At 62.0% G+C, this 23833-nt stretch carries 18 protein-coding genes and 1 pseudogene; 16 read left to right on the forward strand and 3 right to left on the reverse strand.

Annotated elements, in window-relative coordinates; genetic code table 11:
- Positions 1–25 precede the first annotated feature (25 nt).
- The 8 genes from AC1DVW_RS07060 to AC1DVW_RS07095 all read left to right on the forward strand — a co-directional run bounded on the left by AC1DVW_RS07060 (position 26) and on the right by AC1DVW_RS07095 (position 9420).
- Positions 26–1048: a glycosyltransferase family 2 protein gene (locus AC1DVW_RS07060; protein ID WP_477322076.1), complete on the forward strand. Its 1023-nt coding sequence runs from the start codon at positions 26–28 to the stop codon at positions 1046–1048.
- Between the two features lie 127 nt (positions 1049–1175).
- Entirely contained in the window at positions 1176–1577 is a 402-nt protein-coding gene (locus tag AC1DVW_RS07065) for a hypothetical protein (RefSeq protein ID WP_477241182.1), read from the forward strand.
- A 156-nt stretch (positions 1578–1733) separates the two neighbouring features.
- Positions 1734–2603, forward strand: coding sequence for an endo-1,3-1,4-beta-glycanase ExoK (exoK, locus tag AC1DVW_RS07070; protein ID WP_477241184.1), 870 nt, complete (start codon positions 1734–1736; stop codon positions 2601–2603).
- A gap of 60 nt (positions 2604–2663) precedes the next feature.
- Positions 2664–3995 carry a UDP-glucose dehydrogenase family protein gene (locus tag AC1DVW_RS07075; protein ID WP_477322077.1) on the forward strand — a complete coding sequence of 444 codons (1332 nt, stop codon included), beginning with the start codon at positions 2664–2666 and terminating at the stop codon, positions 3993–3995.
- Between the two features lie 30 nt (positions 3996–4025).
- Positions 4026–5105: a glycosyltransferase gene (locus AC1DVW_RS07080; RefSeq protein WP_477241188.1), complete on the forward strand. Its 1080-nt coding sequence runs from the start codon at positions 4026–4028 to the stop codon at positions 5103–5105.
- Between the two features lie 223 nt (positions 5106–5328).
- Positions 5329–6570: a glycosyltransferase gene (locus tag AC1DVW_RS07085; protein ID WP_477275731.1), complete on the forward strand. Its 1242-nt coding sequence runs from the start codon at positions 5329–5331 to the stop codon at positions 6568–6570.
- 220 nt (positions 6571–6790) lie between these two features.
- Positions 6791–7960: a glycosyltransferase gene (locus AC1DVW_RS07090; protein WP_477322644.1), complete on the forward strand. Its 1170-nt coding sequence runs from the start codon at positions 6791–6793 to the stop codon at positions 7958–7960.
- Complete coding sequence (locus AC1DVW_RS07095) at positions 7957–9420, forward strand: lipopolysaccharide biosynthesis protein (protein ID WP_477322079.1); 1464 nt, start codon at positions 7957–7959, stop codon at positions 9418–9420. The genes AC1DVW_RS07090 and AC1DVW_RS07095 overlap by 4 nt, the downstream gene beginning before the upstream one ends.
- A 225-nt stretch (positions 9421–9645) precedes the next feature.
- Here the strand turns inward: AC1DVW_RS07095 and AC1DVW_RS07100 are convergent.
- Positions 9646–10695: pseudogene (locus tag AC1DVW_RS07100) on the reverse strand (polysaccharide pyruvyl transferase family protein); the annotation flags it as partial.
- Positions 10696–11000: 305 nt separating this feature from the next.
- Here AC1DVW_RS07100 and AC1DVW_RS07105 point away from each other — a divergent pair.
- From AC1DVW_RS07105 to AC1DVW_RS07130, 6 genes are all read left to right on the forward strand, one after another.
- A complete protein-coding gene (locus AC1DVW_RS07105; protein WP_477322646.1) occupies positions 11001–12173 on the forward strand; it encodes a glycosyltransferase family protein in 1173 nt (390 codons plus the stop codon).
- Positions 12174–12186: 13 nt separating this feature from the next.
- Entirely contained in the window at positions 12187–13167 is a 981-nt protein-coding gene (locus AC1DVW_RS07110; protein ID WP_477322081.1) for a glycosyltransferase family 2 protein, read from the forward strand.
- Positions 13167–14111 carry a glycosyltransferase family 2 protein gene (locus tag AC1DVW_RS07115; protein WP_477322083.1) on the forward strand — a complete coding sequence of 315 codons (945 nt, stop codon included), beginning with the start codon at positions 13167–13169 and terminating at the stop codon, positions 14109–14111. Before AC1DVW_RS07110 ends, AC1DVW_RS07115 begins: the two co-directional genes overlap by 1 nt.
- A complete protein-coding gene (locus AC1DVW_RS07120; RefSeq protein ID WP_477241198.1) occupies positions 14101–15051 on the forward strand; it encodes a glycosyltransferase family 2 protein in 951 nt (316 codons plus the stop codon). Before AC1DVW_RS07115 ends, AC1DVW_RS07120 begins: the two co-directional genes overlap by 11 nt.
- A 76-nt stretch (positions 15052–15127) precedes the next feature.
- A complete protein-coding gene (locus AC1DVW_RS07125) occupies positions 15128–16024 on the forward strand; it encodes a UTP--glucose-1-phosphate uridylyltransferase (protein ID WP_477241200.1) in 897 nt (298 codons plus the stop codon).
- Between the two features lie 176 nt (positions 16025–16200).
- Positions 16201–18579 carry a polysaccharide biosynthesis tyrosine autokinase gene (locus AC1DVW_RS07130; RefSeq protein WP_477241202.1) on the forward strand — a complete coding sequence of 793 codons (2379 nt, stop codon included), beginning with the start codon at positions 16201–16203 and terminating at the stop codon, positions 18577–18579.
- Between the two features lie 53 nt (positions 18580–18632).
- On the opposite strand, the gene AC1DVW_RS07135 is transcribed toward AC1DVW_RS07130, so the two are convergent.
- Positions 18633–19334 carry a metallophosphoesterase family protein gene (locus tag AC1DVW_RS07135; RefSeq protein ID WP_477322085.1) on the reverse strand — a complete coding sequence of 234 codons (702 nt, stop codon included), beginning with the start codon at positions 19332–19334 and terminating at the stop codon, positions 18633–18635.
- A gap of 225 nt (positions 19335–19559) precedes the next feature.
- On the reverse strand, positions 19560–21467 hold the full coding sequence (locus AC1DVW_RS07140) for a propionyl-CoA synthetase (RefSeq protein WP_477322087.1): 1908 nt from the start codon (positions 21465–21467) through the stop codon (positions 19560–19562).
- Positions 21468–21613: 146 nt separating this feature from the next.
- On the opposite strand from AC1DVW_RS07140, the gene AC1DVW_RS07145 reads away from it, so the two are divergent.
- Both AC1DVW_RS07145 and AC1DVW_RS07150 read left to right on the forward strand, forming a co-directional pair.
- The gene (locus AC1DVW_RS07145) at positions 21614–22432 is read left to right on the forward strand and encodes a DUF2259 domain-containing protein (RefSeq protein WP_477322089.1); all 819 of its coding nucleotides are present in this window, start codon (positions 21614–21616) and stop codon (positions 22430–22432) included.
- 14 nt (positions 22433–22446) lie between these two features.
- Complete coding sequence (locus tag AC1DVW_RS07150; RefSeq protein WP_477322091.1) at positions 22447–23274, forward strand: DUF2259 domain-containing protein; 828 nt, start codon at positions 22447–22449, stop codon at positions 23272–23274.
- Positions 23275–23833 lie beyond the last annotated feature (559 nt).

Below are 23833 nucleotides of genomic sequence, written 5' to 3' on the forward strand. Positions count from 1 at the left end.
CGACTTGCAATCGAAAGGTGAATCTATGTCCCCGACAGAACCCCAGGTCTGCGTGATCATCGCCGCCCGCAATGCCGCCCGGACAATTCCGGCCGCCATCGCCTCGGCGCTGCGCGAGCCGGAGGTGGCGGAAGTCGTCGTCGTCGACGACGCCTCCACCGATGACACCGCCAAAGTGGCCCGCGCCGCCGACGATGGCAGCGGCAGGCTTTCGGTCATGCGTCTCGACATCAATCGAGGCCCCTCCTTTGCCCGCAACGCCGCGATCGCCGGGTCGAAGTCGCCGTTCATCAGCATTCTGGACGCCGATGATTTCTTCCTCGAGGGCAGGTTTCACAACCTGTTTGCCAGCGCCGACTGGGATTTCGCCGCCGACAACATCATGTTGATCAGGGACGATGCGGCCACCGATGTCTCGAAGATCGTCGCCCCGTCTTTTTCGGCCGATCCGGAGTTCCTCGACTTCGAACAGTTTATCGAAGGCAACATCTCCAGCCGGCGTGTGCAGCGCGGCGAACTGGGTTTCCTCAAGCCGGTCATCTCCAGGGCCTTCCTGGACCGGCATGGGCTGCGCTACGACGAAAACCTGCGCCTGGGCGAAGACTACGAGCTCTATGCGCGGGCGGTCGCCCGCGGCGCGCGTTTCAAGGTCATCCGCTCCTGCGGTTATGGCGCCATCGTGCGCGCTGATTCGCTGAGTGGCCGGCACAAGACGCAGGATTTGAAGCGTTTGGCCGATGCGGACTTGGCGCTGCTTCAGATCGGCAGTTTGCCGGAAGGCTCGAAGGCTGTGCTGAGACGCCACGAGCGGCATGTGCGCGACAAATACCGGCTGCGCAACTTCCTCGACGTCAAGGCCGAGCGCGGTCTGGCGTCGGCCGCCGCCTATGCCTTCGCCAGTCAATCAAACCTCATTCCCATCGTTCGCGGCGTGGCCTCCGACAAGTTGGACGCGCTGTTTCGTCGCGCCGGTTTTGCCACGACGCAGAAACAGGCGCAGCCCATGCGCTTCCTCATGGCCGGGACCAGCGCGCCTGCGGAAAAGTAGCCTCCCTGTTGCCAGCGACAGTGGCCGCAACGTCGAAAAAATTGCCTTTCCGAAACTGGGAGGTTGCCTACTTGTCCTGGGGATGGCACTGTATGTTGCGGTGCAGCAATTTTGAAAGGCCAACCGGATGGCTTCGATATTTGGCTTCAGGTCAAGGGACCCGGCCCGGGACCGGCAGACCGATCTCTCGCGCTTCGATCGCCTGGCAAGGCTGTTCGATCAGATTGCCGCCGAGATCGCTGCGGAGAAGACCGGGCTTGAGAATCGCTATCGCTCAAAGGCCACCAACGCGGCCTTTCTGGTCGAGGCGATGGAGAATGGCTCGGCGTCCTCCTCAAGGGCGTCCGAGGTCAGCGAACTGACGAACTCGATCCTGAATTGCGAACGGCGCATCGCCGCACTGGCGCATCAGAACAGCTTGATGAGGGAGCTGCGTCATTCGCTGGATGCGATGGTCGTCGAGAACGAACCGCAAGGTTCAACGGCGGAAGCCGAATTCGGCAAGCGTACCGGTGCCGGCGCGGCTTGACGGTGTAGGTCCTGTGTCGGCGTCCGCTCCGGACGCCAAAATCTGGCACGGAAACACAAGGAGTTTGGGGCACGGAGGATCAAGGGAGGCCCGCTTTGCAAGCGGGTCAACTGGAGACTTTGGGTTGGGGGCACACAACGCAAAGGTGAGTTTGGTATGAACGCAGATCCGAAGAAGACCTCGATCACCATGGCCGATGGTATGCCGGCCTGGCGGCAGATCCAGCAGGGCCCCCTGCGGCGACTGTGCTCGGGTGCAGCGTTTCTGCTGGTCGCTCTCGCAAGCCTGGTTGCAGGCCCCATCCCGTCTCGCGCTCAGGATATGCCGAGCTCGCCATCATTCGTCGATGATTTCACCAGTTTCGATCGCGAGCGGTGGTACGTTTCCGACGGCTGGACGAACGGAGCTCATCAGAACTGCACCTGGTCGAAAAGCCTGGTCAGCCTATCCGACGGCATGGTGGTGCTTGGTTTCGAGAAGCGGAAGCTGAAGGATCGCGAGTTTGCCTGCGGCGAGATCCAGACCAAGAAGCGCTACGGCTACGGGGTCTATGAGGCGCGCTTGAAGACTGACACCGGCTCCGGCCTCAACGCCGCCTTCTTTTCCTACATCGGCCCCGCCGACAAGCAGCCCTGGGATGAAATCGACTTCGAGGTGCTGACCAAGGACACATCAAAGGTTCAAGTGAACAGCTACATTCTGGGCAAGCCGAAAAACGAGAAGCTTGCCGAGGTCGAGGGCGGCACCGACAAGGCCTTCAACGACTATGGCTTCGTCTGGGAAAAGGACCGGCTGCGCTGGTACGTCAATGGCAAGCTTGTCCAGGAAGTGACGAACCCCGCGGAACTGCCGACCCATCCGCAAAAGATTTTCTTCAGTCTCTGGGGCAGTGATACGCTAACCAGTTGGATGGGTCCTTTTTCGGATCCGGGCCGCAAGGTCACGATGCAAGTCGATCGCGTCGCGTTCACGGCGTTGGGTGAGCCCTGCCAGTTCCCGGAATCGCTGGCATGCAGCATAAAATGAAAGAGCATCTGAACCGGTCGACCAGACACGGTTCAAGGTTATGAACAGGAACCAAACCGAATGAATTTGACCGTCTTTGGAATAGGCTATGTCGGCCTCGTACAGGCCGCGGTGCTGGCGGAAGTCGGGCACCAGGTGGTGTGTGTCGATATCGATGCGGGCAAGGTCGAGCGGCTCAACCAGGGCCTCGTGCCGATTTTCGAACCCGGGCTCGAAAACCTGGTGAGGGAGAACCACGCCGCCGGCCGCATCAAGTTCACCACCGATGCCGCGGCTGCGGTCAAGCATGGCGAGATCCAGATGATCGCGGTCGGCACTCCACCCGGCGAGGATGGCTCGGCCGATCTCAAATATGTGCTGGCGGTCGCCGAGACCATCGGCCGGGAAATGGACAAGCCCAAGATCGTCGTCGGCAAGTCGACCGTGCCGGTCGGCACCTGCGAAAAAGTAAAGGCCAAGATCGCCGAGACGCTGAAGGCGCGCGGGCGCGAGGATCTGGCTTTCGACGTAGCCTCCAATCCGGAGTTCCTCAAGGAAGGTTCCGCGGTGGCGGACTGCATGAAGCCCGACCGCATCATCGTCGGTACCGAGAGCGAAGACACCGAGGCGGTGATGCGCGAGCTCTACGCTCCGTTCAACCGCAACCACGAAAAGATGATCGTGATGGATGTGCGCAGCGCCGAATTCACCAAATACGCCGCCAATTGCATGCTGGCGACCAAGATCAGTTTCATGAACGAGATGGCCAATCTGGCCGAGCAACTGGGCGCCGACATCGAGGAGGTGCGTAAGGGCATCGGCAGCGATCCGCGCATCGGCTACCACTTCATCTACCCCGGTCTTGGCTATGGCGGCTCGTGCTTTCCCAAGGACGTGCGCGCGCTGATCAAGACCGCCGAAGGCGTCAAGTTCGACGCCAAGCTGCTGCGCGCCGTCGAGGAGCGCAACAACGAGCAGAAATCGGTGCTTTTCGACAAGGTGAACCGCTATTTCAAGGGCAGTCTCAAAGGCAAGACCTTCGCGTTGTGGGGTCTCGCCTTCAAGCCCAACACCGACGACATGCGCGAGGCGCCGGCGCGCGTCCTGATGGAAGCGCTGTGGAAGGCCGGCGCCCATGTGCAGGCCTTCGACCCCGAGGCGATGCAGGAATGCCAGGCCATCTATGGGCTGCGCGACGACCTGCTTTTGTGCGGGACCAAGGAGGCGGCACTGCGCGGCGCCGATGCGCTGCTGATCGCCACCGAATGGAAGAGCTTCCGCGCGCCGTCCTTCGACGCGCTGAAGGATGCGCTGACCACGCCGATCATCTTCGACGGTCGCAATTTGTACGACCCCAAGGTCATCGCCCGCCACGGCATAGAGTACCACTCGATCGGCAGGGTTGCGGCCTGACGGCAGGGGGCACAACGAGGAGCCAGGTTCATGAAAGTTCTGTTTGCAGGCGGCGCCGGCTACACGCCGCAATTCAGCGGTGGCGTTCAGTCGAGCACCCACCATCTGGTCGAACAATTGCGCGAGAATGGTCACGAGGCTTCCGTTCTGGCAGCTTTGTTCGGCGAAGGCATGTTCGGCTTCAGGGCGCGCGCCAAGATGAAGCTGCTGCGTCAGCGCGCGGTCATCGACAATTTTCCGGGCTATCCGGTGGTGCGGGCTTGGTTTCCCTGGGAAGCCGCCGGCTTCGCGGTTGAAAAGCTGAGGCCGGATGTCGCCGTGGTGCAATGCCACAACTCGGTTCCGATCGGCAAAGCGCTGCAGGCCGAAGGCGTGCCTGTCGTCGTCTATCTGAGGAATGTCGAATTCCACGAACTGGCCGGTGACCTGCGCGAACTGCAATCGGCGCTCTATATCGCCAATTCCGAGTTCACCGCGCGCACCTACAAGGCAAGGTTCGACATCGATTCGACGGTCATTCCGCCGACCATCAATCCCGCGTTCTACAGCACACCGACGACCGGTGAGTTTGTCACGCTCATCAACCCCTATGAGGAAAAAGGCTTCGACCTTGCAGTGCGCATTGCCGCCGCCTGTCCCGAGATCCCATTCCTGTTCGTCGAAAGCTGGAAGCTCGACGACGATCATCGGGCCCGGATCGAAGCAACAATCTCTCCCCTACAAAACGTCAAGCTGGAAGGCCGCACCAGCGACATGAAGACGGTCTACGGCCGCACCAAGATCCTGCTGGCGCCCAGCAAATGGGAAGAGGCCTGGGGCAGGGTGGCCTCGGAAGCGCATTGCAGCGGCATTCCCGTGGTCGGCTCGCGGCGCGGCGGTCTGCCGGAAGCGATCGGCTCTGGCGGCGTGATCCTGGACTACGACGCCCCGCTCGCCGACTGGGTCGCAGCGGTCAGGCGGTTGTGGAGCGACGAGGCCGAGTACAAGCGGCTGTCGGTGGCGGCGCTTGAGTTTTCGGAGCGGTCGCAAATGAACCCAGGCCGTCAGTTTGCTACGTTCATGGACGTTCTCGACAGCGCCAGGCGTGTCGGCCTGGAGCGCGCCGCCTAAACGTGTCGCGTTGAAATTCAGCTGACGCCGCCGGGCGACAGCAAGTCTCGCCAAGCCCCTGAGCCGGTTGCAGGTGTTGCCGGGTCCGGATCACTTTTGATTGCTGCGGTGCAACATTTTTGTGGCAACGCAGCAATCAACGTGTATTCTGCCCGTCTACATTAGGGCTTGTGCGATGTGGACCGCTTGGGGGTCCAGCCAAGCCCCAACCTTTGGGCGGGTCATGCGCGTTGGCTTTGTCGTGGGCGAATTTCCTCTCCTTTCGGAAACCTTTGTCGTGGACCAGATGGCTGGGCTGCTGGCGCGGGGCTTCGAGGTGGAGGTCGTGTGCGACAGGACGAAAGGTGACGACCGGATCGACCGGCAAAGCGAGCCGATGGCGACGCTGGTCGCCAGAACCCAGCATTGGTGGCGATGGGCCGGTGGACTGAGCGCCTTTGTACGCCGGTTGCCGCCGCGCCTGCGATACAAGGCTTCGACCGTTCTCGACATCGTCTTTGCACGCCGCCTGAACCGCTGTGACGTGATTGTCGCCCACTTCGGACAGAACGGCGAAAGAGCAGCCGCACTGAAGAAATGGAAGTCCCTCAAGCCGCCGATCATTACCATCTTTCACGGCGCAGACGTCGCGATCCCGTCGCGACAGGCAGTGCTGGCAACGCAATATGCCGGGCTCATCAAGCACGGCAGCTTGAACCTGCCGGTCAATGATTTCTTCCGCAGGATGTTGCTCGAAGCCGGTGCGTCCCAGGCCAACACCACGGTCCACCACATGGGAATTGATTCCCGCGAAGTCAGCTATCGCTGGGAATCGTGGGAAGGCAGCCAGCTGATCGTGACGACGGTTTGCCGCCTGGTGGAGAAGAAAGGCGTCGAGTTCGCCTTGCGCGCCTTGGCCTCCCTGACGGCGTCCCATCCACAGCTGGACTGGCGCTACGACATTGTCGGCGACGGTCCGTTGCGGACGGATCTGGAGACGCTGGCCGCAGAGCTGGGCTTGACCGCTCGCGTAACATTCCTTGGCAGCCTCCCCCACATGGAGGTGAAAAGACGGCTTCGCATGGCGCATCTCTTTTTGCTGCCAAGCGTCACTGCCAGCGACGGCGACATGGAAGGCATTCCGGTTGCGCTCATGGAGGCCATGGCCGCCGGGTTGATTGCGGTCAGCACGCATCACTCGGGAATCCCTGAGCTCATCGAGGATGGGGAGACAGGGTTGCTTGCGCCCGAGCGAGACGTTTCAGTGCTTGCCGGCAAGCTTGCCTGGGCAGCCGAACATCCGCAGGAATGCGAACGCATCGCGCTTGCCGCACGCCGCAAGGTCGAGGACGACTTCAACGCAGATGTTCTGAATGAACGTTTTGCGCAGATCGTTACCCAACTGGCCGCGCCAAGCCTTGCACCTCAGCCTGCAAGGCCTCTAGGCGTTGCCGAGGGCCTGGTGGATCCTTCATCTGCCGGCTGACACTGCGCCTCAGGACTGATCGGCATCCTCGCTGCGTCGAGGGAAATCTTGCCACGCTGCAGCAAAAATGTTGCAGTGCAGCAAGGCCTGTACTAATGTCCCTGCGGGTGGGCCAACAGCGGTAGAGTTTCATGCTGCATGTCTTGTGCCTCGGGCACGATGTTTCCCGCCCGGCTTTTGTCAGGGGCACGCCGGATCGCCGCACGAGCGCATCTTGCCGATGAAGATCTGCTTCGTAGTCGACAAGTTTCCCTCACTGTCCGAGACTTTCGTCCTTGACCAGATAGCCGGCTGCCTTGAGCGCGGCATGGAAGTCGGCGTTGTCTGCAACGAGACGTCCTTTGGCAAGGACAGCAATATCGACGATGCGCGCTGGCAGGCGCTGCCTGGAAAGGTGGTGTGCTGGTGGGGTGGCCTCGGTCGCTATCGCCCGCTGCTCAGGAGGTGGTCCGGCAGGTTCTGGGATAAACTCTCGACCGCCATCGACATCGCTTATGCGCGTAAATTGCAGAACGCCGACGTGATCGTCGCCCATTTTGGCAACAACGGCATGCGCGTCGCCCGCGCCATCAAGCGCGGCAGGATTTCCGCCCCTCTGCTGACGATATTTCACGGCCGCGATGTCGGCGAGCCGCTGCATGACAACACGCTGGCGCGCTACAGGATTGTCTTCGAAAAGGGCGCTCTTCAACTGCCGGTGAACGCATTTTTCCGCGAGGCCTTGATCGAGGTTGGGGCACCGCCGGCGCAAATTATGGTTCACCATATGGGCGTGCGGCCGAGCGAGATCGACTATCGGTGGCGGTCATGGGAGCAAGGCACGCTGTCATTCATCTCGGTCTGCCGCCTGACCGAAAAGAAGGGCATCGAATATGCGCTTCGCGCGCTCGCCAGCCTGCCGCGGCGCGACTGGGTTTATTCGGTGATCGGCGGCGGCGAACTTCTGGAAGAGCTGAAGGAGATCGCCGCAAATCTCGGCATCGCCGACCGAGTGACTTTTCTCGGGGCCCGGCCGCACAGCGAAGTCAAGCAGCGCCTGCGCGATGCCCATGTGTTCCTGCTGCCCAGCGTCGCCGCGCGCGATGGCGATCTGGAGGGCATTCCGGTTTCGCTGATGGAGGCGATGGCCACCGGCCTGACAGTGGTCGGCACCTATCACTCGGGGATTCCCGAACTGATCGAGGATCAAAAGACAGGCTTTCTCGCGCCCGAGCGAGACAGTGCAGCGCTGGCCGGCAAACTTTCCTGGATCGCCGAGAATCCTGCGGCCTGCGAGCAGATCGCTATCGCCGCGCGCAGGAAGATCGAGGCGGATTTCAACGCAGATGTGCTGAACGAACGTTTCGCACAGATCGCCAGCCAACTTGGCGAAACGAGGTTCAGTTCATGAATGCCAACCCGCCCCCCCAGTTCGGTCGTGTCGCCCTGCGCGGCGGGCTGGTCACCATCGGCGCGCAAGGCTTCAAGATGGTGATCCAGTTCCTCTCCGTCATCTTGCTCGCCCGTCTGCTCGTTCCCGAGGATTTCGGCCTGGTGGCTTCCGTCGGGCCGATCGTGGCCTTTGTCGGGTTGCTGCAGAACCTGGGCCTCCAGCAGGCTGTGGTTCAGCGCAAGGACATCAGCGAGCAGCAGCTGAACCAGGTGTTCTGGATCAGTGCGCTGGTCGGGCTGGGCAGTGCCGTGGTGGTGGCCGGCCTGGCGCCCGCCATCGCCGCGTTCTACGGCGATCAGCGCATGTCCGGCATCACCCTTGGCTCCGCCTTGCCGCTGCTCTTCGGCAGTCTTGCCGCGGTGCCGCTGGCATTGATGAACCGCCACCTGCAATTCGGCCAGCTCGCAATGAACGATGTGATAAGTGCTGCCGCTGGACTTCTGGCTGCTACGGTTGCGGCCTATGCCGGGCTTGGCTACTGGTCGCTGGTCATCGGCCCGGCTGTTTCGGCAATTGTCGCGCTGGCCGCCGCCTGGCAGGTGGCGCGGTGGACGCCGCAACGGCCGGATCTGAAAGTCGATGCCGACATATTGTCGTTCGGCGCCAATCTGACCGGCTTCAATCTCGCCAATTTCTTCTCGCGCAATCTCGACAACATTCTCATCGGAAAATATTCCGGCGCCATCGAACTCGGCTATTACGACCGTGCCTACAAGCTGCTGCTGTTCCCGTTGCAGAACATCAACCAGCCGCTGACACGCGTGATGGTGCCGCTGCTCAGCCGCATCCATGAGGACAAGGCTCGATTTCGCGACATCTATGTGCGGACCAACTGGATGCTGGCGGCCGTTACCATGCCCGGCATCGCGGCGCTGACGCTGACCTCCGATCAGGTGGTGGGGCTTCTCTTCGGCCCGGGTTGGGCGCCGGTGGCGCCGATTTTCGCCTGGCTGGGCATCGCCAGCCTGATCCAGTCCGTCTCAAGCACCACAGGCTGGATATTCATCTGTCAGGGCAAGACGAAGACCATGTTCCATTGGGGCATTTATTCGTCACTGACGACCGTCGCCGCCTTCATCGTCGGCTTGCACTGGGGCGCCGTCGGCGTTGCCGCGGCCTATGCCATCAGCGGCTACGTGCTGCGCGTTCCGGTGCTTGCCGTGCTGGTCCACCGCGTCGGTCCGGTGACGGCCGCCGACTTCCTGGTCATGCAGGGGCTTTTCATTGCCTCGTCCCTGCTCGCCTGGCTCACCTACCACTGGCTGCCGGCGTCGCTGACCGGCCAGTCAGACCTGCTCGCGGTCTTTCTGGCAGTTGGCCTCAACTACGGGGTCGGCCTCATTCTCATGCTTGCCCTTCCCCAGTCGCGCCGCGCGTTGTTCACCACCCTGTCCAACGCCGCGCGCAACATCCGCTGAGCGGCCGTCGATCAGCGGCGCCAAAAGGTTTGTGGCTGACATTGCCGAAGCATGTTCTTCGAGCACGGCCTGCAGGCTGGTCTGGCGATAGCGGTCGAGGTTTCCTGCAAATCTGCCGAGCTTTTCGCTCGCTTCCGCAACCGTCACTGTGTCGATGTCGAGCAGCACGTCGGCGACGCCGATCCGCTTGGCCACTTCCTTTGTCTTGAACTCATAGGCGATCGGCAGCACCGGCGTGCCGACGCAAAGCGACATGATCATCATGTGCATACGCGTGGCGACCACGAAGTCGAAGCCTTTGACCAGCGCCATCAACTGGTCCGGCGTGTGGAATGCAGCATCCACGCTCACATGCGCGGCGATCTCCGGAGCGAGCTCGGCGACGATCGCGCGTGCGGTCTTGGAATCGTCATGGGCGTATTCCGGCACGCCCTGGCAGGTGGAGACGAAGGTCACCTCTTTGCCATGGTCCCTAACCAGAATAGTCGCGATCTCGCGGATCGAATCGAGATAGCGGCGCATGCCGCCTTCACCGTCGCTGACATAGTTCCAGTGGCGGACGGAAATGGCGACGCGGCCGGTCGGCGCCGGCGGCTGGCTGGCGGCCAGAATTCTTTCGATCCTGTCAGTCTCGGCCAGGGCAAAGACGGCATCGGCCACCACATGGCACTTGCCGAGGTCCTTCACCAGATCCTGGATATGGTTTTTGGATCGTTCGTCACGCAGCAGGATGAGCGGGCTGCGGTCAAAGATCGGGCTCAATTCCTGGCGGTTGTAACTTTTATTGAACGGGCCGAGGGATTGCGTGAAGAAGACCGGATCCTTGCCGAGCACGGCATCAAGCCGGAATTGGTTGAGGCGTCTTTCGAGATTGTAGTTCTCAACGAGATAGGTCCCGCCTGTCGTGACCACGAGATCGGCGCCGGTGTAGATATCGAGGCTGCGACGGTCGCTCGCGCTGAAAAATGTGCCAAGTGCGCTGCTGCCAAACCAACGCAGGGCCTGAAGGACAATCTTGTTGTAGATCGGCTTGATCCGGTTCTTCAGCCCATCGCCATTCTTGTACCTGAACAGCGACTCCGACAGCAGCTTGTGAAATTCGAGGTCCGGGTATGACTTCTTCGGGTAGAGCCTCGTCGCGACCTCAGGCTGGCTGTCGAAAATGGAGAATTGCAGGTCGCTGCCGGCGACAGTCTTGAGGATGTGTCGGATCGCCAGGAGAATCGCCGCATCCCCGGTGTTCAGGCAGACTGTGTTTTCGACGACGATCTTCATGGAATTACCTCATTTCGTCAGCAGATTCCGCGGCCAGGCCGGCGGTGCTCAAGACGGGAATAGTGACCGAAAAATGCTACACGCCAGGACGATCCCGATGCGGTCCGCGTCACGATTTAGGGCATTGCACCGGGCTGGTGGCCAACGCTCGGCCCGAGCGGTACTCAAGCAAGGCCGAGATTAACGCATCAATTTTGCAGCGCAACAAAAAACGTGGATTTTTGCTACGCTGCACCAAAAATGTTGCGATGCAGCAAGACCTGTACTACCATTCCTCTGGGTGGGCCAACAGCGAACGAGTTTTAATGCTGCATGTCTTGTACCTTGTGCACGATGTCTCCGACCCGGCGGTACGCCGACGTATCATAATGCTCAGGGCAGGTGGCGCCCGGGTCACACTGGCCGGCTTCCGTCGAACCGCAAACCCGATTGTCGACGTCGAGGGCTTGCAGCCGATCGATCTTGGTGCGACGCGCGACGGCCGATTCGCCCAGCGCCTGGCGGCGGTCGCCAAGGCGGCGGTCTCGATCGGCGCGAAACTCGCAACAATGCAAAGGCCGGACCTGATCATCGCGCGCAATCTCGAAATGCTGGCGCTTGCCCGGCGCGCCAAGGCGGCGTTCCAGGCAAGCGTGCCGATCGTCTACGAATGTCTCGATATTCATCGCCTGGTGCTGCGCAACGACATCTTGGGCAAGGCGATGCGCGGCGCCGAGCGCTATCTGGCCCGGGATGTGAAGCTTCTCGTCACCAGTTCGCCGGCCTTCATCGCCAACTATTTCAAGCCTTTTGGCCAGGTCGCAGCGCCTGTGGAGCTGATCGAAAACAAATATTTCGAAGCCGCACCGGCCTTGGTGGACGACCGGTTCAAGGCGGAAAATCCTGTCGCGCCGCCCTGGCGGATCGGCTGGTTCGGCGCGTTGCGCTGCCGCCGCTCGTTGGAGCTGCTGGCCGAATTCACCCGCCGGCTCAACGGACGTTTCGAGATCGTCCTTAGGGGGCGCCCGGCACTGTCCGAATTTCCGGATTTCCACGCTTTCGTTGAATCCGAACCCTGGCTCTCGTTTCGCGGCCCCTACCGCAACCCGGAGGATATGGCGGCGATCTACAACGAGGTGCATTTTTCCTGGGCGATCGACTTCTTCGAGGAAGGCCAGAACTCCGAATGGCTGCTTCCCAACCGCCTTTATGAAGGCTGCCGCTTCGGCACCGTGCCGATCTCGATGGGCAACACCGAAACCGGCCGGTTCCTCAGCCAACAGGACATCGGCATCCTTCTGCCGCAGGCCACGCCCGAAGCGCTCGTGGCAGTGCTTGGCAAAATGGAAGAGGAACGTTTCGGCAAATTGAAGGCGCGCGTTCTTGCCCGCAACCCCAGGACATGGAGCTACGATCGCAGCGATTGCCGGGCCTTCGTCGACAAACTCCGCGGACTGGCCGCCGTGCCGAACTCTTTTGCTGCGGAGGCGTTGGCATAGGATGGCGAAGAACATGCTCCCTTCAAACCTGATCGTCATACCTTGCCTGAACGAGGCGGCGCATATCGGCGCGCTGCTCGGCCAGCTCCGGCCTGCGGCCGAAAGGCTCGGCGCCCGCATCGTCGTCGCCGATGGCGGCAGCACCGACGGCACCTTGGCCATCGTCGAGGCGGTTGCCGCGAAAGATCCGCACGTGATCCTTCTCCACAACCCCAAGCGCATCCAGAGCGCGGCGATCAATCTTGCCGTCGCCACTTTCGGTGACGGTGCCGACTATCTCATCCGTATCGATGCGCATGGCGGCTATCCCGAGGATTTCTGCGACCGCCTGGTCGAGGAGGCGCTGGCCACCGGTGCCGATTCGGTCGTCGTCTCGATGCGGACCAGCGGCAGTGGCGCGGTGCAGAAAGCGGTTGCGGCGGCGCAGAACTCCAAGCTCGGCACCGGCGGCTCCAAGCACCGCCATTTGTCTGCGGGAGAATGGGTCGACCACGGCCACCACGCGCTGATCCGGATATCGGCCTTCACCGCGGTGGGCGGCTATGACGAGACGTTCAGCCACAATGAGGATGCCGAGCTCGATTACCGGCTGCGTCAGGCCGGCCACCGGATCTGGATGAGCGGCAAGACGCAGATGATCTACTATCCGCGCGCGTCGCTGAAGGGCCTCTATTTCCAGTATCTCGGCTATGGCCGCGGCCGCGCCAAGAATGTGCTCAAGCACCGCATGGTGCCGAAGGTGCGGCAGATGATACCGCTGCTGGTGTTTCCCGTCGTCCTGCTCGCGGCCTTGTCCTTCATCCACTGGCTGGCGGCGGTGCCGTTTCTGCTTTGGGCGGCGGTTTGCCTCGGCTATGGCGCTGTTACGGCCATCCGCCAGCGCAATCCTGGCTTCGCTTTGGTCGGCGTCTCGGCGATGGTCATGCATTTCGGCTGGTCCGTAGGCTTCTGGCTGCAGCTTCTCCGCGCCAGATTGCAACGCGGGGTGGCATGATGGCCGCGAAGAACCGCTCGATCGACATCTGCGTCTGCACGTTTCGGCGACCGGAGCTTGCCGACACGCTGCGTTCGATCGCTGCCATGGACATGCCTTCGGGGTTCGATGTCGGCGTCATTGTCGCCGACAATGACGATACGCCGACGGCGCAGGCGCTGGTGACGACGCTGGCTGCGCAATTGAAGCTGCCGATCCGCTATCGGCACGCTCCGGCGCGCAACATCTCGATCGCACGCAACGCCTGCCTTGAGGCCAGTGCATCGGATTTTGTCGCCTTCATCGACGACGACGAAACCGCATCGTCGCGATGGCTCGCCGAACTGGTCGCGACGGCCGAAGTGGACGACGCTACCGCCGTGCTCGGCCCGGTGCGGGCGCTTTATGGGCCCGATGCGCCGGACTGGATGCGCAACGGCGATTTCCATTCGACGCTGCCGGTCTGGGTGCAGGGCGAGATCCGCACCGGCTACACCTGCAACGTCCTGCTCAGGATGGGCGACGACAGCCTTGCCGGCCGACGCTTCAGCCTGGCGCGTGGCCAGACAGGCGGCGAGGACACCGAGTTTTTCGATCACATGGTCAAGGCCGGCGGCACGATCGCGTTTGCCCCGGAGGCCTGGGTCGAGGAGGTGGTGCCGCGCGCCAGGGCCGCCTTCGACTGGCTCAGCCGCCGCCGCTTCCGCTTCGGGCAGACGCATGGCCATTTGTTGGGAAGCAATGCGCACGGCATCCGGCGGGTTGGGCAAGTCGGACTTGCATCGGCCAAGGCGGCTTTCTGCTTCGCAGCGGCAATCGTGACCGCCGTCAGTCCGGTGCGCCGGAACCGCAGCGTGCTGCGCGGCATCATGCATGTCGGCGTCGTCAGCGGCCTCGTCGGCGTCCGCGAAATTCGCCAGTACGGCCTGTCCTCGCCACAGCAAGGGGGCAAGCGTGCAGCCTGACGTCAGCTTTGTCATCGCCGCCTACAACGCCGAGGCAACACTCGGCCGGGCAATCGACAGCGCCATCGCACAGAAGGATGTCTCTGTCGAAATCATCGTCGTCGACGACCAGTCGCGCGACAGAACGCTCGATGTGGCTCGGTCCTATCCGCAAGATGTCGTGCGGGTCGTGGCGCTTCGCGCAAATCGTGGTCCCGGCGGCGCCAGGAATGCCGGCCTCGAGCTTGCCAGCGGCAGGTGGGTCGCGGTTCTCGATTCCGACGATGCCGTCTATCCCGGGCGGATTTCCGCCATGATCGCGCGTGCGGAGAAGGCGGGCGCCGAGATCGCCGTCGACAACCTTCAGGTCGTGCGCGAGGACGGTGTCGCCGAAGACACCATGTTTCCGGCCGACTATCTCAGAGGCTTGCGCGAAATCTCGCTCGCCGACTTCATCGGCGGCAATGTGGTTTTCGAATCGAAATTCAATTTCGGCTATCTCAAGCCGATCTTCCAGCGCCGGTTTCTGAACGAAAACGGGCTCCGCTATGATGAAAATTTGATCATCGGCGAAGATTACATCCTGCTTGCCAACGCTCTGGCCAAGGGCGGCACATGCGTGGTCGAGCCGACGACCGGCTATGTCTACCATATCCGCACCGGCTCCATTTCACGCGTGCTCGAGCTTCACCACGTTGAGGCGATGCGCAAGGCCGATGCCGTCTTCGCGCAAACCTATTCCATGGACCCGGAGGCGCAAGCCGCCTTCGCCAGGCGCAGCCGCAGCTTGCGCAAGGCGGCATCGTTTCTGTCGCTGGTCCAGCACATCAAGGCGCGGTCGCCGCTCAAGGCGATTCGGACCGCGCTCAGTGATCCGGCGGCGGTCAGGCATATGAGCATGCCGATCGCTGTCCGGCTGAAGAGGGTAGCGGCACAGTTCGCCGTGGGCATGGGGAGGTGAAGAATGCGGGCAGGTGAAGAAATGGTTTTTCATAGCCAGCGATAGTTGAAGTCGATCCTCTCAAAAGGAATATGCGATGCAGAAAGTCAGGAAGGCAGTCATACCGGTGGCGGGGCTTGGAACACGGTTCCTGCCGGCGACCAAATCGATGCCGAAGGAGATGCTGCCGGTCGTCGACAGGCCTGTGGTCCAGTATGCGGTGGACGAAGCGTTCGAAGCCGGCATCGAGCACATCGTGTTCGTCACCGGCCGCAACAAGGCTGTCATCGAAGACTATTTCGACCTGCACCCTGAACTGATCGGAACCCTGGAACAGACCGGCAAGAAAGCGCAGCTGCAGTCGCTTGAAAGCCTGCTTCCCGTGGCCGGCGCCACCAGCTTCATCCGGCAGCAGTCGCCGCAAGGTCTCGGCCATGCGGTGTGGTGCGCGCGCGAGGTCATCGGCAACGAGCCCTTCGCCTTGCTGCTCCCGGACATGGTGTCCTTTGGCGGTCGCGGCTGCCTCGCCGAAACTGTCGATCTCTACCAGCAGACCGGCGGCAACGTCATAGCCGTCGAGCGTTGCGAGCCGAGCGAGACCAGCAAATACGGCATCGTCGGCCGTGGCGCCGAGGTCGGCACGGGCTTCGAGGTGACGGCCATGGTCGAAAAGCCGGCGCCCGCCAACGCACCGTCGAACTATTACATCAATGGCCGCTACATCCTGCAGCCCGAGATTTTCTCGCTGCTGAGCAACCAGCAGCGCGGCGCCGGCAATGAAATCCAGCTCACCGACGCCATGGTTCGCCTGGCGCAGAGCCAGTCCTTCTTCGCCCAGCCTTTCCTAGGCCGCATGTTCGATTGCGGTTCGAAGGAAGGCTTCATCGAGGCCAATATCGCCTTCGCGCTGGCGCGCAACGACATGAAGGGTCCGATCTTCGAAATGCTGCAGCAGTTCGTGCGGTCGCATGAGCGCCAGGAAGAAGCCGCATAATGCCCATCTTTTGGGAGCATAGCGTGTCGACGCTACACATGCTGCCGCGCTTGGCCGGCACTCTATCTGGCATGAAGTTTGCGTCGCATGCTTTGCCCCCGATCTTCGAGGCCTCGGAGCCGATGGGGCGCGACCCCATCTTGCTCTAGCGCCTGCAACCTAGAATTGGACCGAAGATGAACTATGCCAACTTTCCTCTCGACAAGAGGATGCCATTGCCGAACTCAGATACGGGAAACGGCGAGGACTTCATCGACATCGAGCGCCTGCTTGGCATGGCTATGCGGCAGGCCAAGGTGGTGGCGGTGTGTGCGGTCATCGGTCTTTGTCTAGGCGTGCTCTATCTGCAGACCACCCCCAAAACCTACGTGTCGGTTGCCAGCGTTCTGATCGACGAGGGACTGAACAAGGTCGTTGATGAAGTCTCTGCCGCGTCTGTCAGCATGCAGACCGACGCCGCCCTGCTCAGCCAGATCGAGATCATCAACTCGGCAAGGCTGGCGGCGGTGGTCGTCGACAAGCTGAAGCTTGACCAGAACGACGCGTTCATGAACCCGCCAGTGTCGGCGCTGGCGAAGGGCATCGGCTTTGCGCGCGGGTTGGTTGGCTATTTCCGAAGCAGTTCTGGCCCGGATATCCCCGGTCTCGAAAATGTCGACGCTGCGACGCGTGAGGCCATGATGGTCACGGCACGCCGCGACTACGCAATCCTCAAGCTGCAGAGCGAAATACTGGCGCAGCGCAACGGCCGCAGCTACGTGATTGACCTTGGCTATCAGTCGACGGACCCTGCGCTCGCGACCGCAATCACCAAGGCCTATTCCGAGGCTTATCTCGCCGACCAGCTCAATGCGAGCTTTGACGCCACCGAACGGGCGGCGGTCTGGCTGCAGGGCCGGCTCACCGAGCTCCGCGAAAGCTCGCAGGCAGCATCACTGGCGGTCGAGAAATTCAAGGCCGAGCATGGATTGTCTGCCGGCAGCGATGGCCAGTTGATCAGCGACAAGCAATTGTCTGACCTGAACGCCCAGCTCATCGTTGCGCAGGCCGATACCGCTCGTGCCGGCGCCCGTTACCAGCAGTACAAGACGATCGTGGAAAGCGGCTCCGAAAACGCCTTCAACGACTCCGCAATATCGAGCGACCAGCCGGCCAGTTCGGTGATTGCAACGCTCAAGACCCGCTATCTCACCGTCGCCAAGCGACTTCAGGATGTCACGGCCAATTTTGGTGCCGAACATCCCCAGGCCGTTGCGCTGGCCAAGGAGAAGGCCGACCTGTCGACGCAGATCTTCGGCGAACTGCGGCAGCTGACCGAAAGTTACCGCAACGAATATGAGGTTGCTCTCTCGCGCGAGACGGCGCTCCGGCAAAAGATCGCCGATGCGGCCGGCAAGAGTTCCATCGATAACCAGTCGCAGGTCAAATTGCGCGATCTGGATCAGCAGGCGACGGCGCTCACCACGCTCTACCAGACGTTCCTCAGCCGCTATGAGGAAGCCTCGCAGCAGCAGTCTTTCCCGGTCGGCAAGGTCCGCATCATCTCCGATGCGACAACGCCGATGTCGGCGGCGGGCCCGCGCACATCCAAGGTGCTGGCGCTTACGCTCGTGCTCGGCCTCCTGCTCGGCGCCGGCTTCGGCGGCCTGAACGAATTCAACGAACGGTTCTTCAGAACCGGCGAGGATGTTCGCGATCGCGTCGGCCTCAAATTCCTCGGCTACCTGCCAACGATCGGCGGCAAGGTCGGAAAGGAAACCGACGACGCTCAGGCGGATGTCAAAGGCACCAACACGCTGTCAGCCGCCGAAAGGCGGGCACGCATGCGGGTGAGCGTCGACGCGCCGGCATCGATGTTCTCCGAAACGCTCCGCAACGCCAAGATCGCCTTCGATGTGGTGATGGAAGGGCAAGGCAGCCGGGTGATCGGCGTGATCTCACTGCTGCCTGGCGAAGGCAAGTCGACGATCGCCGCAAATCTGGCGGGATTGCTTGCCGCCAATGGCGCGAAAACCTTGCTGATCGACGGCGATTTGCGCAATCCCGGCCTCAGCCGCAACCTTGGCATGGAAACAGAGCAAGGGCTGATGGAAGCGGTGGTCAACGGCCAGACCTGGCAATCGGTCGGCAAGATCGACCGGCAGACAAAACTGGCGATCATCCCGGCCGTGCTGCGTGGCCAATTCTCGCATACGAGCGAACTTCTCTCTTCGGCTGGAATGCGGCGTTTCATCGAGAACGCCAAGGAGACGTTCGAATATATCGTCGTCGATCTGCCGCCGCTGGGTCCCGTGGTCGATGCCAAGGCCTTCGCGCCGCTGGCCGATGGTTTCGTGCTGGTGACCGAGTGGGGGCGCACGCCGCGCGCCATGGTGCGGTCGATGCTGGAACAGGAACCCTATGTTGCCAACAAGATCGTCGGCGTCGTCCTCAACAAGGTCGATCTGAAGAAGCTGGCAAAATACGGATCGCTCGGCGGCTCTGAAAAATTCTTCGACAAATATTCGAGCTATTATCTGGAGAAATCGGAAGTGCGGACGAGGGCTGCGGCCTAGCCCTGCGCGAGCTCAAAATGGCTTGCAGCGCCGCGGCGCTGTAAGCCAGAGACCTAAGAAAATATCAGCTTGCCATGCTTGCCGGCGATCCTGACGGCCGTCAGCCTTCCACTTTGGAAGGCGCCGGTGTCGATGTCGAGCCGGCGCCCTTCGAGCCTTGGAGTGTCTACCACTGTGTGCCCATGCACCACCCAGCGGTCGAGAAGATGCGCGGCCTCAAAGAACTCCGAGCGGATGGTGAGCAGGTCGTCCTCGTCCTGCTCGGCGAGATCGATGCCCGGCCTGATTCCGGCGTGAACGAAGACGAATTTCCTTGAGCAGATCAGGACCGGCAGCGTGCGCATGAAATTGACATGGCCGGCGGGAATGGCCTCCCTTATGCGCTGGTCGACCTCTTCGCTCGAACCATAGAGATCGACCAGTCGCGCCGGGTCGAGACCGTAGGAGAACAGGGTTTCGAGGCCGCCTGCCGCCAGCCACAGCTCCCTTGAAAGATGGCCGTCGAGGTAGTTCAGCATCGCAACTTCATGGTTTCCTGCAAGGCAGGCGCGCAGGAACCCCCTCGGCGGCGGCGCGATCAGGTGGTCGAGTACGCGCGCCGACTGAATGCCGCGATCGACATAATCGCCAAGCATGATGATGATCTTGCGCCCGCGGAAGGGCAGCGCATCGAGCAGGATCTTCTGTTCCAGCGCCAGGAGTTCCTTGTAGCAGCCATGCACGTCGCCGATCGCGTAGACGACCGTATCCTGCATATCCATTTCCAGGCGCTCGCGCGCCGCGGTTCTGGGTTTTCTCGATCGCTGAAACAAGGCCACGGATTGGGGCTCGATACCTGCTGAAATGGATCTCGGTGTTGAAGCGCGCTGCCACCCCACGCTTGCGAAACGTCGATACCATGCCTGGCGTTGGAAATTCCATAACAGCGACAGGCCGCCATCGAAAGCCGGCGTGTCATGGCATAGCGGCCGGGCGGTTTCCTACAGCCCTATGCCACGTCCCTTCAGCGCCGCGCCGATCTCGTCGAGGATGGCGGGGTCGTCGATGGTCGCCGGCATGGTCCATGCTTCCTTGTCGGCGATCTTCTGCATGGTGCCACGCAGGATCTTGCCGGAGCGCGTCTTGGGCAGGCGCTTGATCGTCACCACCGTCTTGAACGCGGCGACCGGACCAATCCGTTCGCGCACCAGGGCGACCACCTCGCTCTCGATGGCGCCGGCATCGCGGTCGACGCCGGCATTGAGCACGACGAAGCCGAGCGGGATCTGGCCCTTCATCGCATCGGCGATGCCGATGACGGCGCATTCGGCAACATCGGGATGCGCCGAGAGCACCTCTTCCATGGCCCCGGTCGACAACCGGTGGCCGGCGACATTGATGATGTCGTCGGTGCGCGCCATGACATAGAGATAGCCGTCAGCATCAACCATGCCGGCATCGGCCGTCTTGTAGAAGCCGGGGAATTCGTCGAGATAGGCTTGGCGAAACCGGTCATCGGCGTTCCACAGCGTCGGCAGGCAGCCTGCCGGCAGCGGCAGCTTCACCACCACATTGCCGAGCGTGCCGCGCGGCACCTCATGGCCGGCATCGTCGAGTACGCGAATGTCGTAGCCGGGCATCGGCACGCCGGGCGAGCCGTATTTCACCGGCAAAAGGCCGAGGCCGGCAGGGTTGATGGTCATCGGCGAACCGGTCTCGGTCTGCCACCAATGGTCGATCACCGGCACGTTCAGTTTCTGCTCCGCCCATTTGATGGTTTCCGGGTCGGCACGCTCACCGGCCAGGAACAGGGTGCGGAATTTCGACAGGTCGTATTTCGGCACGAATTCGCCCTTGGGGTCCTGACCCTTGATGGCGCGAAAGGCGGTCGGCGCGGTGAACAGCGCCACCACGCCGTGCTCTGATATCACCCGCCAATAGGTGCCGGCATCGGGTGTGCCGACCGGCTTGCCCTCGAACAGGATGCTTGTCGCGCCATGCAGCAGCGGCCCGTAGACGATGTAGGAGTGACCGACCACCCAGCCGACGTCGGACGCCGCCCAGAACACCTCGCCCGGCTTGACGCCGAACTCGTTTTCCATCGTCCATTTCAGCGCGACCATGTGGCCGCCATTGTCGCGCACGATGCCCTTCGGCTGGCCGGTCGTGCCGGATGTGTAGATGATGTAGAGCGGATCGGTGGCCAGCACCGGAACGCAGTCGACATTGGCGCCGGCCGCCCGCTCGCGGGCAACGGCGTCGGCAAAGTCGATGTCGTAGTGCTCCTTCAGTTCGCAGCGCAGCTGGTCGCGCTGCAGGATCAGGCAGCCATCGGGCTTGTGCCGCGACAGGTCGATGGCCGCGTCGAGCAGCGGCTTGTAGGCAACGACGCGTCCGGGCTCCAGGCCGCAGGAGGCTGAGATGATCAGCTTCGGCTTGGCGTCGTCGATGCGGGTGGCAAGCTCGTGCGAGGCAAAGCCTCCGAAGACCACCGAATGCACGGCGCCGATGCGGGCGCAGGCCAGCATGGCGAAGGCCGCTTCCGCCACCATCGGCATGTAGATGATGACGCGGTCGCCTTTGCGAATGCCGCGGTTCTTCAGCACCGAGGTCAGCGCCACCACCTCGCGTTTCAGCTCGGCATAAGTGAATTTCTTGACCGTTCCGGTGATGGCGCTGTCATGGATCAACGCGACCTGGTCGGCACGGCCGCCGGCCACATGACGGTCGATGGCGTTGTAGCAGGTGTTGCAGGTGGCGCCGTTGAACCAGCGGCCATAGACGCCAGCGCTGGCATCGAACACGCTGTCGGGGGGCGAATACCAGTCGATGGCTTTGGCCGCGTCAGCCCAGAACTTTTCCGGGTCGCGTTGCCAGCCGTCATAGACCTCGTGATAGCGTGACGCCATCCAACTTCCTTCCGCGAACGATTTGCCGTCTTTGGAAAGAGCCTAGCTGTTTTTCCCCGCCATGTGCAATTTCGTCTTTCGCCGACCTCGCCTTGGCCGCAAATGCAAGGCAGCATGGTCCGGGGTTGGAATGGGGGTGGAACCCAATGATTTTGCGATGCGGGATCGGGAGGGCTGCGTTCGCGGCGCTGTTTTCGGTGATGGCGTCCTCCGCCCAAGCGGGCGATGGCGCCGCCGTCGATCCGCTCGGCTTTTCCAGTGACGGCCGCTACTTCGCCTTCGAGCAATACGGCACGGAAAGCGTCGCCGGCATGGATTACTCGGAAACCTACGTGATTGACTTTGCCACGAGCAGGCCCGTCGACGGCACGCCGCTGGTCGCCGACACCACCACGGTCGACGACAGTCTTTTGCAGGACCCGAACCAGGATCCGCTCGCTATCGTCCGGCTTGAAGCGAAGAAACAGGCGGCGCCCTTGCTCGCCCGGTTCGGCATCGACACTGCCGGCATCGAGCTTGGCAGCGTCGCCGCCAGCCGCTCGCGCGAGACCACGCTTGCCATCGCCGACGAGACCGACGGGCGGCAATCGCCGGTGGTCAAGGCATTGCAGCAAGCGGCGGTCGCGACAACGCCGCTCGATGCCTCGGCATTCGGGGCCGGCGCGCATGTGGATCTGCACGAATTTGCCGTCGATACGGCCGCAGGCACATGCGCCGATTATGGCTACAGCGGCAAAGGCTTCAGCCTGACGCTGGAGCGCGCCGGCAAGCAGCCGCTGGCGCTTGGCGCCAGCCAGTCTCCGCGGGCGAGTGACGGCTGCCCGCTGGGCTTCGGTCTGGCGGAAGTGCATGCCTTGCGGCTCGCCGACAATTCGATCGCGCTTGCGGTGCTCGTGCAACGCTTCGAATATGTCATGGAAGACCCAGACCGCCGCTTCATGGCGGTGACCGCCCTGGTGAAATGAAGGAGCCGGAGGACATGCTTCGTCGACGAATCATCGCATGGCCGCTGCTCGTGGCGGCTCTTGGTGCGGGTTTGGCATTGTCTGCCGGAACCGCTCAGGCCGGCGATGCCGCGGCACGGGGTATCATCGGCTTTTCGCCCGACGGCAACTACTTCGCCTTCGAGCAATACGGCACGCTCGACGCCGGAGCCTCGGATTCAGGCTATTCGGAAATCGACATCATCGACACAAGCACCGATCAGTTCGTCGGCGGCAAGCCCATTCTTGTCGTCGACGAGTCGGAGGAGTCGACACTAACCCTGGAGCAGGCGCGGGCGCAGGCCGCGGCGCAGGCGGCGCCGATCCTCGCCAAATACGCCATCGCGGCGCGCGGCGAACGCACGGCTTCCGACAAGTTCAATTTTCCCGACGATATGGTCGGCTACAACGACATCGCCCGCCTCGAACAGGTTTCGCAGAAATGGCTCTCGCCGCTCTATGACGAACTTGAGATCTCAACCATCCAGCTCGAGCAGATCCTGGCCGACAGCAAAACGGATTGCTCGGCAAGTTTCGACGAGACGCAGCAAGGCGGCTCAGCACTTCAAGGCGACAAAACCGGCAAGGCGCTCGGTTTCCGCCTGACGCTGCAAGGGCAGGATGGCAAGCCGTTCAAGCTGCTGCACGAGGACAAGACCGTACCGGGGTCGCGCAATTGCCCGACCTCCTACAGCCTGTCGGAATCCTATGAATTCACCCCGGATGGCAAGCCGGCTGTGATTGCCGTGCTGGTGCAGCGCTTCAGCCAGGGGTTTGAGGGGCGCGATCGCCGCTTCATTGCGGTGACCGGGCAAGCGCGCTGAAAAAGCGTCGTCCTGCGCGCAGGCATCCGCGCGCGATTAGGCCGCTCCTGAACGGAGCGGCATCCATGCTGGTCAATGATTCCTGGTCGCCCTAAAGCGGCAATGCCGCGAGCATGAGGCCAACACCACCGGCGATCAGTATGGCCGCAGCCAAGGCTTTCCTGTGACGCTCGAACCCTGTTGGGGCCCGATCCCAATTGTAACGCATACTCTGTCTCCCAAACACCCGGCCGACTCCATAGCTTACTCTGGGTAAGGAAGGCAATACTGCGTCCGAATCTGCCTCGCCTGCTTGACAATGCGCCGTGCCGGCTGGCACGTGCAGTTCACCGACGATTTCAGGGGGGTCTTGTGAAGAAAACTTATGAAAAGCCTGTGTTGAGCAAGCGCGAGAAGCTGTCTCAGATAGTTGCGTCTCCGAGTTCACACTGATCTCTAGTGCCATTCCAGAAGCCCGCTTCATGGATCGAGGCGGGCTTTTGCTTTGCTGGTTCAAACGGATCTGAATCTGGCGAAACTGTCGGCGCTCGTGCTACGATGCCGCTGGACAATGGACAGT

The organism is Mesorhizobium sp. P3_B5, from assembly GCF_056402815.1.

Excerpts from the sequence above, each read along its gene's own strand:
- AC1DVW_RS07060 (WP_477322076.1), top strand. The coding sequence starts at position 26 with ATGTCCCCGACAGAACCCCAGGTCTGCGTGATCATCGCCGCCCGCAAT.
- AC1DVW_RS07065 (WP_477241182.1), top strand. The coding sequence starts at position 1,176 with ATGGCTTCGATATTTGGCTTCAGGTCAAGGGACCCGGCCCGGGACCGG.
- exoK (WP_477241184.1), top strand. The coding sequence starts at position 1,734 with ATGAACGCAGATCCGAAGAAGACCTCGATCACCATGGCCGATGGTATG.
- AC1DVW_RS07075 (WP_477322077.1), top strand. The coding sequence starts at position 2,664 with ATGAATTTGACCGTCTTTGGAATAGGCTATGTCGGCCTCGTACAGGCC.
- AC1DVW_RS07080 (WP_477241188.1), top strand. The coding sequence starts at position 4,026 with ATGAAAGTTCTGTTTGCAGGCGGCGCCGGCTACACGCCGCAATTCAGC.
- AC1DVW_RS07085 (WP_477275731.1), top strand. The coding sequence starts at position 5,329 with ATGCGCGTTGGCTTTGTCGTGGGCGAATTTCCTCTCCTTTCGGAAACC.
- AC1DVW_RS07090 (WP_477322644.1), top strand. The coding sequence starts at position 6,791 with ATGAAGATCTGCTTCGTAGTCGACAAGTTTCCCTCACTGTCCGAGACT.
- AC1DVW_RS07095 (WP_477322079.1), top strand. The coding sequence starts at position 7,957 with ATGAATGCCAACCCGCCCCCCCAGTTCGGTCGTGTCGCCCTGCGCGGC.
- AC1DVW_RS07105 (WP_477322646.1), top strand. The coding sequence starts at position 11,001 with ATGCTGCATGTCTTGTACCTTGTGCACGATGTCTCCGACCCGGCGGTA.
- AC1DVW_RS07110 (WP_477322081.1), top strand. The coding sequence starts at position 12,187 with ATGCTCCCTTCAAACCTGATCGTCATACCTTGCCTGAACGAGGCGGCG.
- AC1DVW_RS07115 (WP_477322083.1), top strand. The coding sequence starts at position 13,167 with ATGGCCGCGAAGAACCGCTCGATCGACATCTGCGTCTGCACGTTTCGG.
- AC1DVW_RS07125 (WP_477241200.1), top strand. The coding sequence starts at position 15,128 with ATGCAGAAAGTCAGGAAGGCAGTCATACCGGTGGCGGGGCTTGGAACA.
- AC1DVW_RS07130 (WP_477241202.1), top strand. The coding sequence starts at position 16,201 with ATGAACTATGCCAACTTTCCTCTCGACAAGAGGATGCCATTGCCGAAC.
- AC1DVW_RS07135 (WP_477322085.1), bottom strand. The coding sequence starts at position 19,334 with ATGCAGGATACGGTCGTCTACGCGATCGGCGACGTGCATGGCTGCTAC.
- AC1DVW_RS07140 (WP_477322087.1), bottom strand. The coding sequence starts at position 21,467 with ATGGCGTCACGCTATCACGAGGTCTATGACGGCTGGCAACGCGACCCG.
- AC1DVW_RS07145 (WP_477322089.1), top strand. The coding sequence starts at position 21,614 with ATGATTTTGCGATGCGGGATCGGGAGGGCTGCGTTCGCGGCGCTGTTT.
- AC1DVW_RS07150 (WP_477322091.1), top strand. The coding sequence starts at position 22,447 with ATGCTTCGTCGACGAATCATCGCATGGCCGCTGCTCGTGGCGGCTCTT.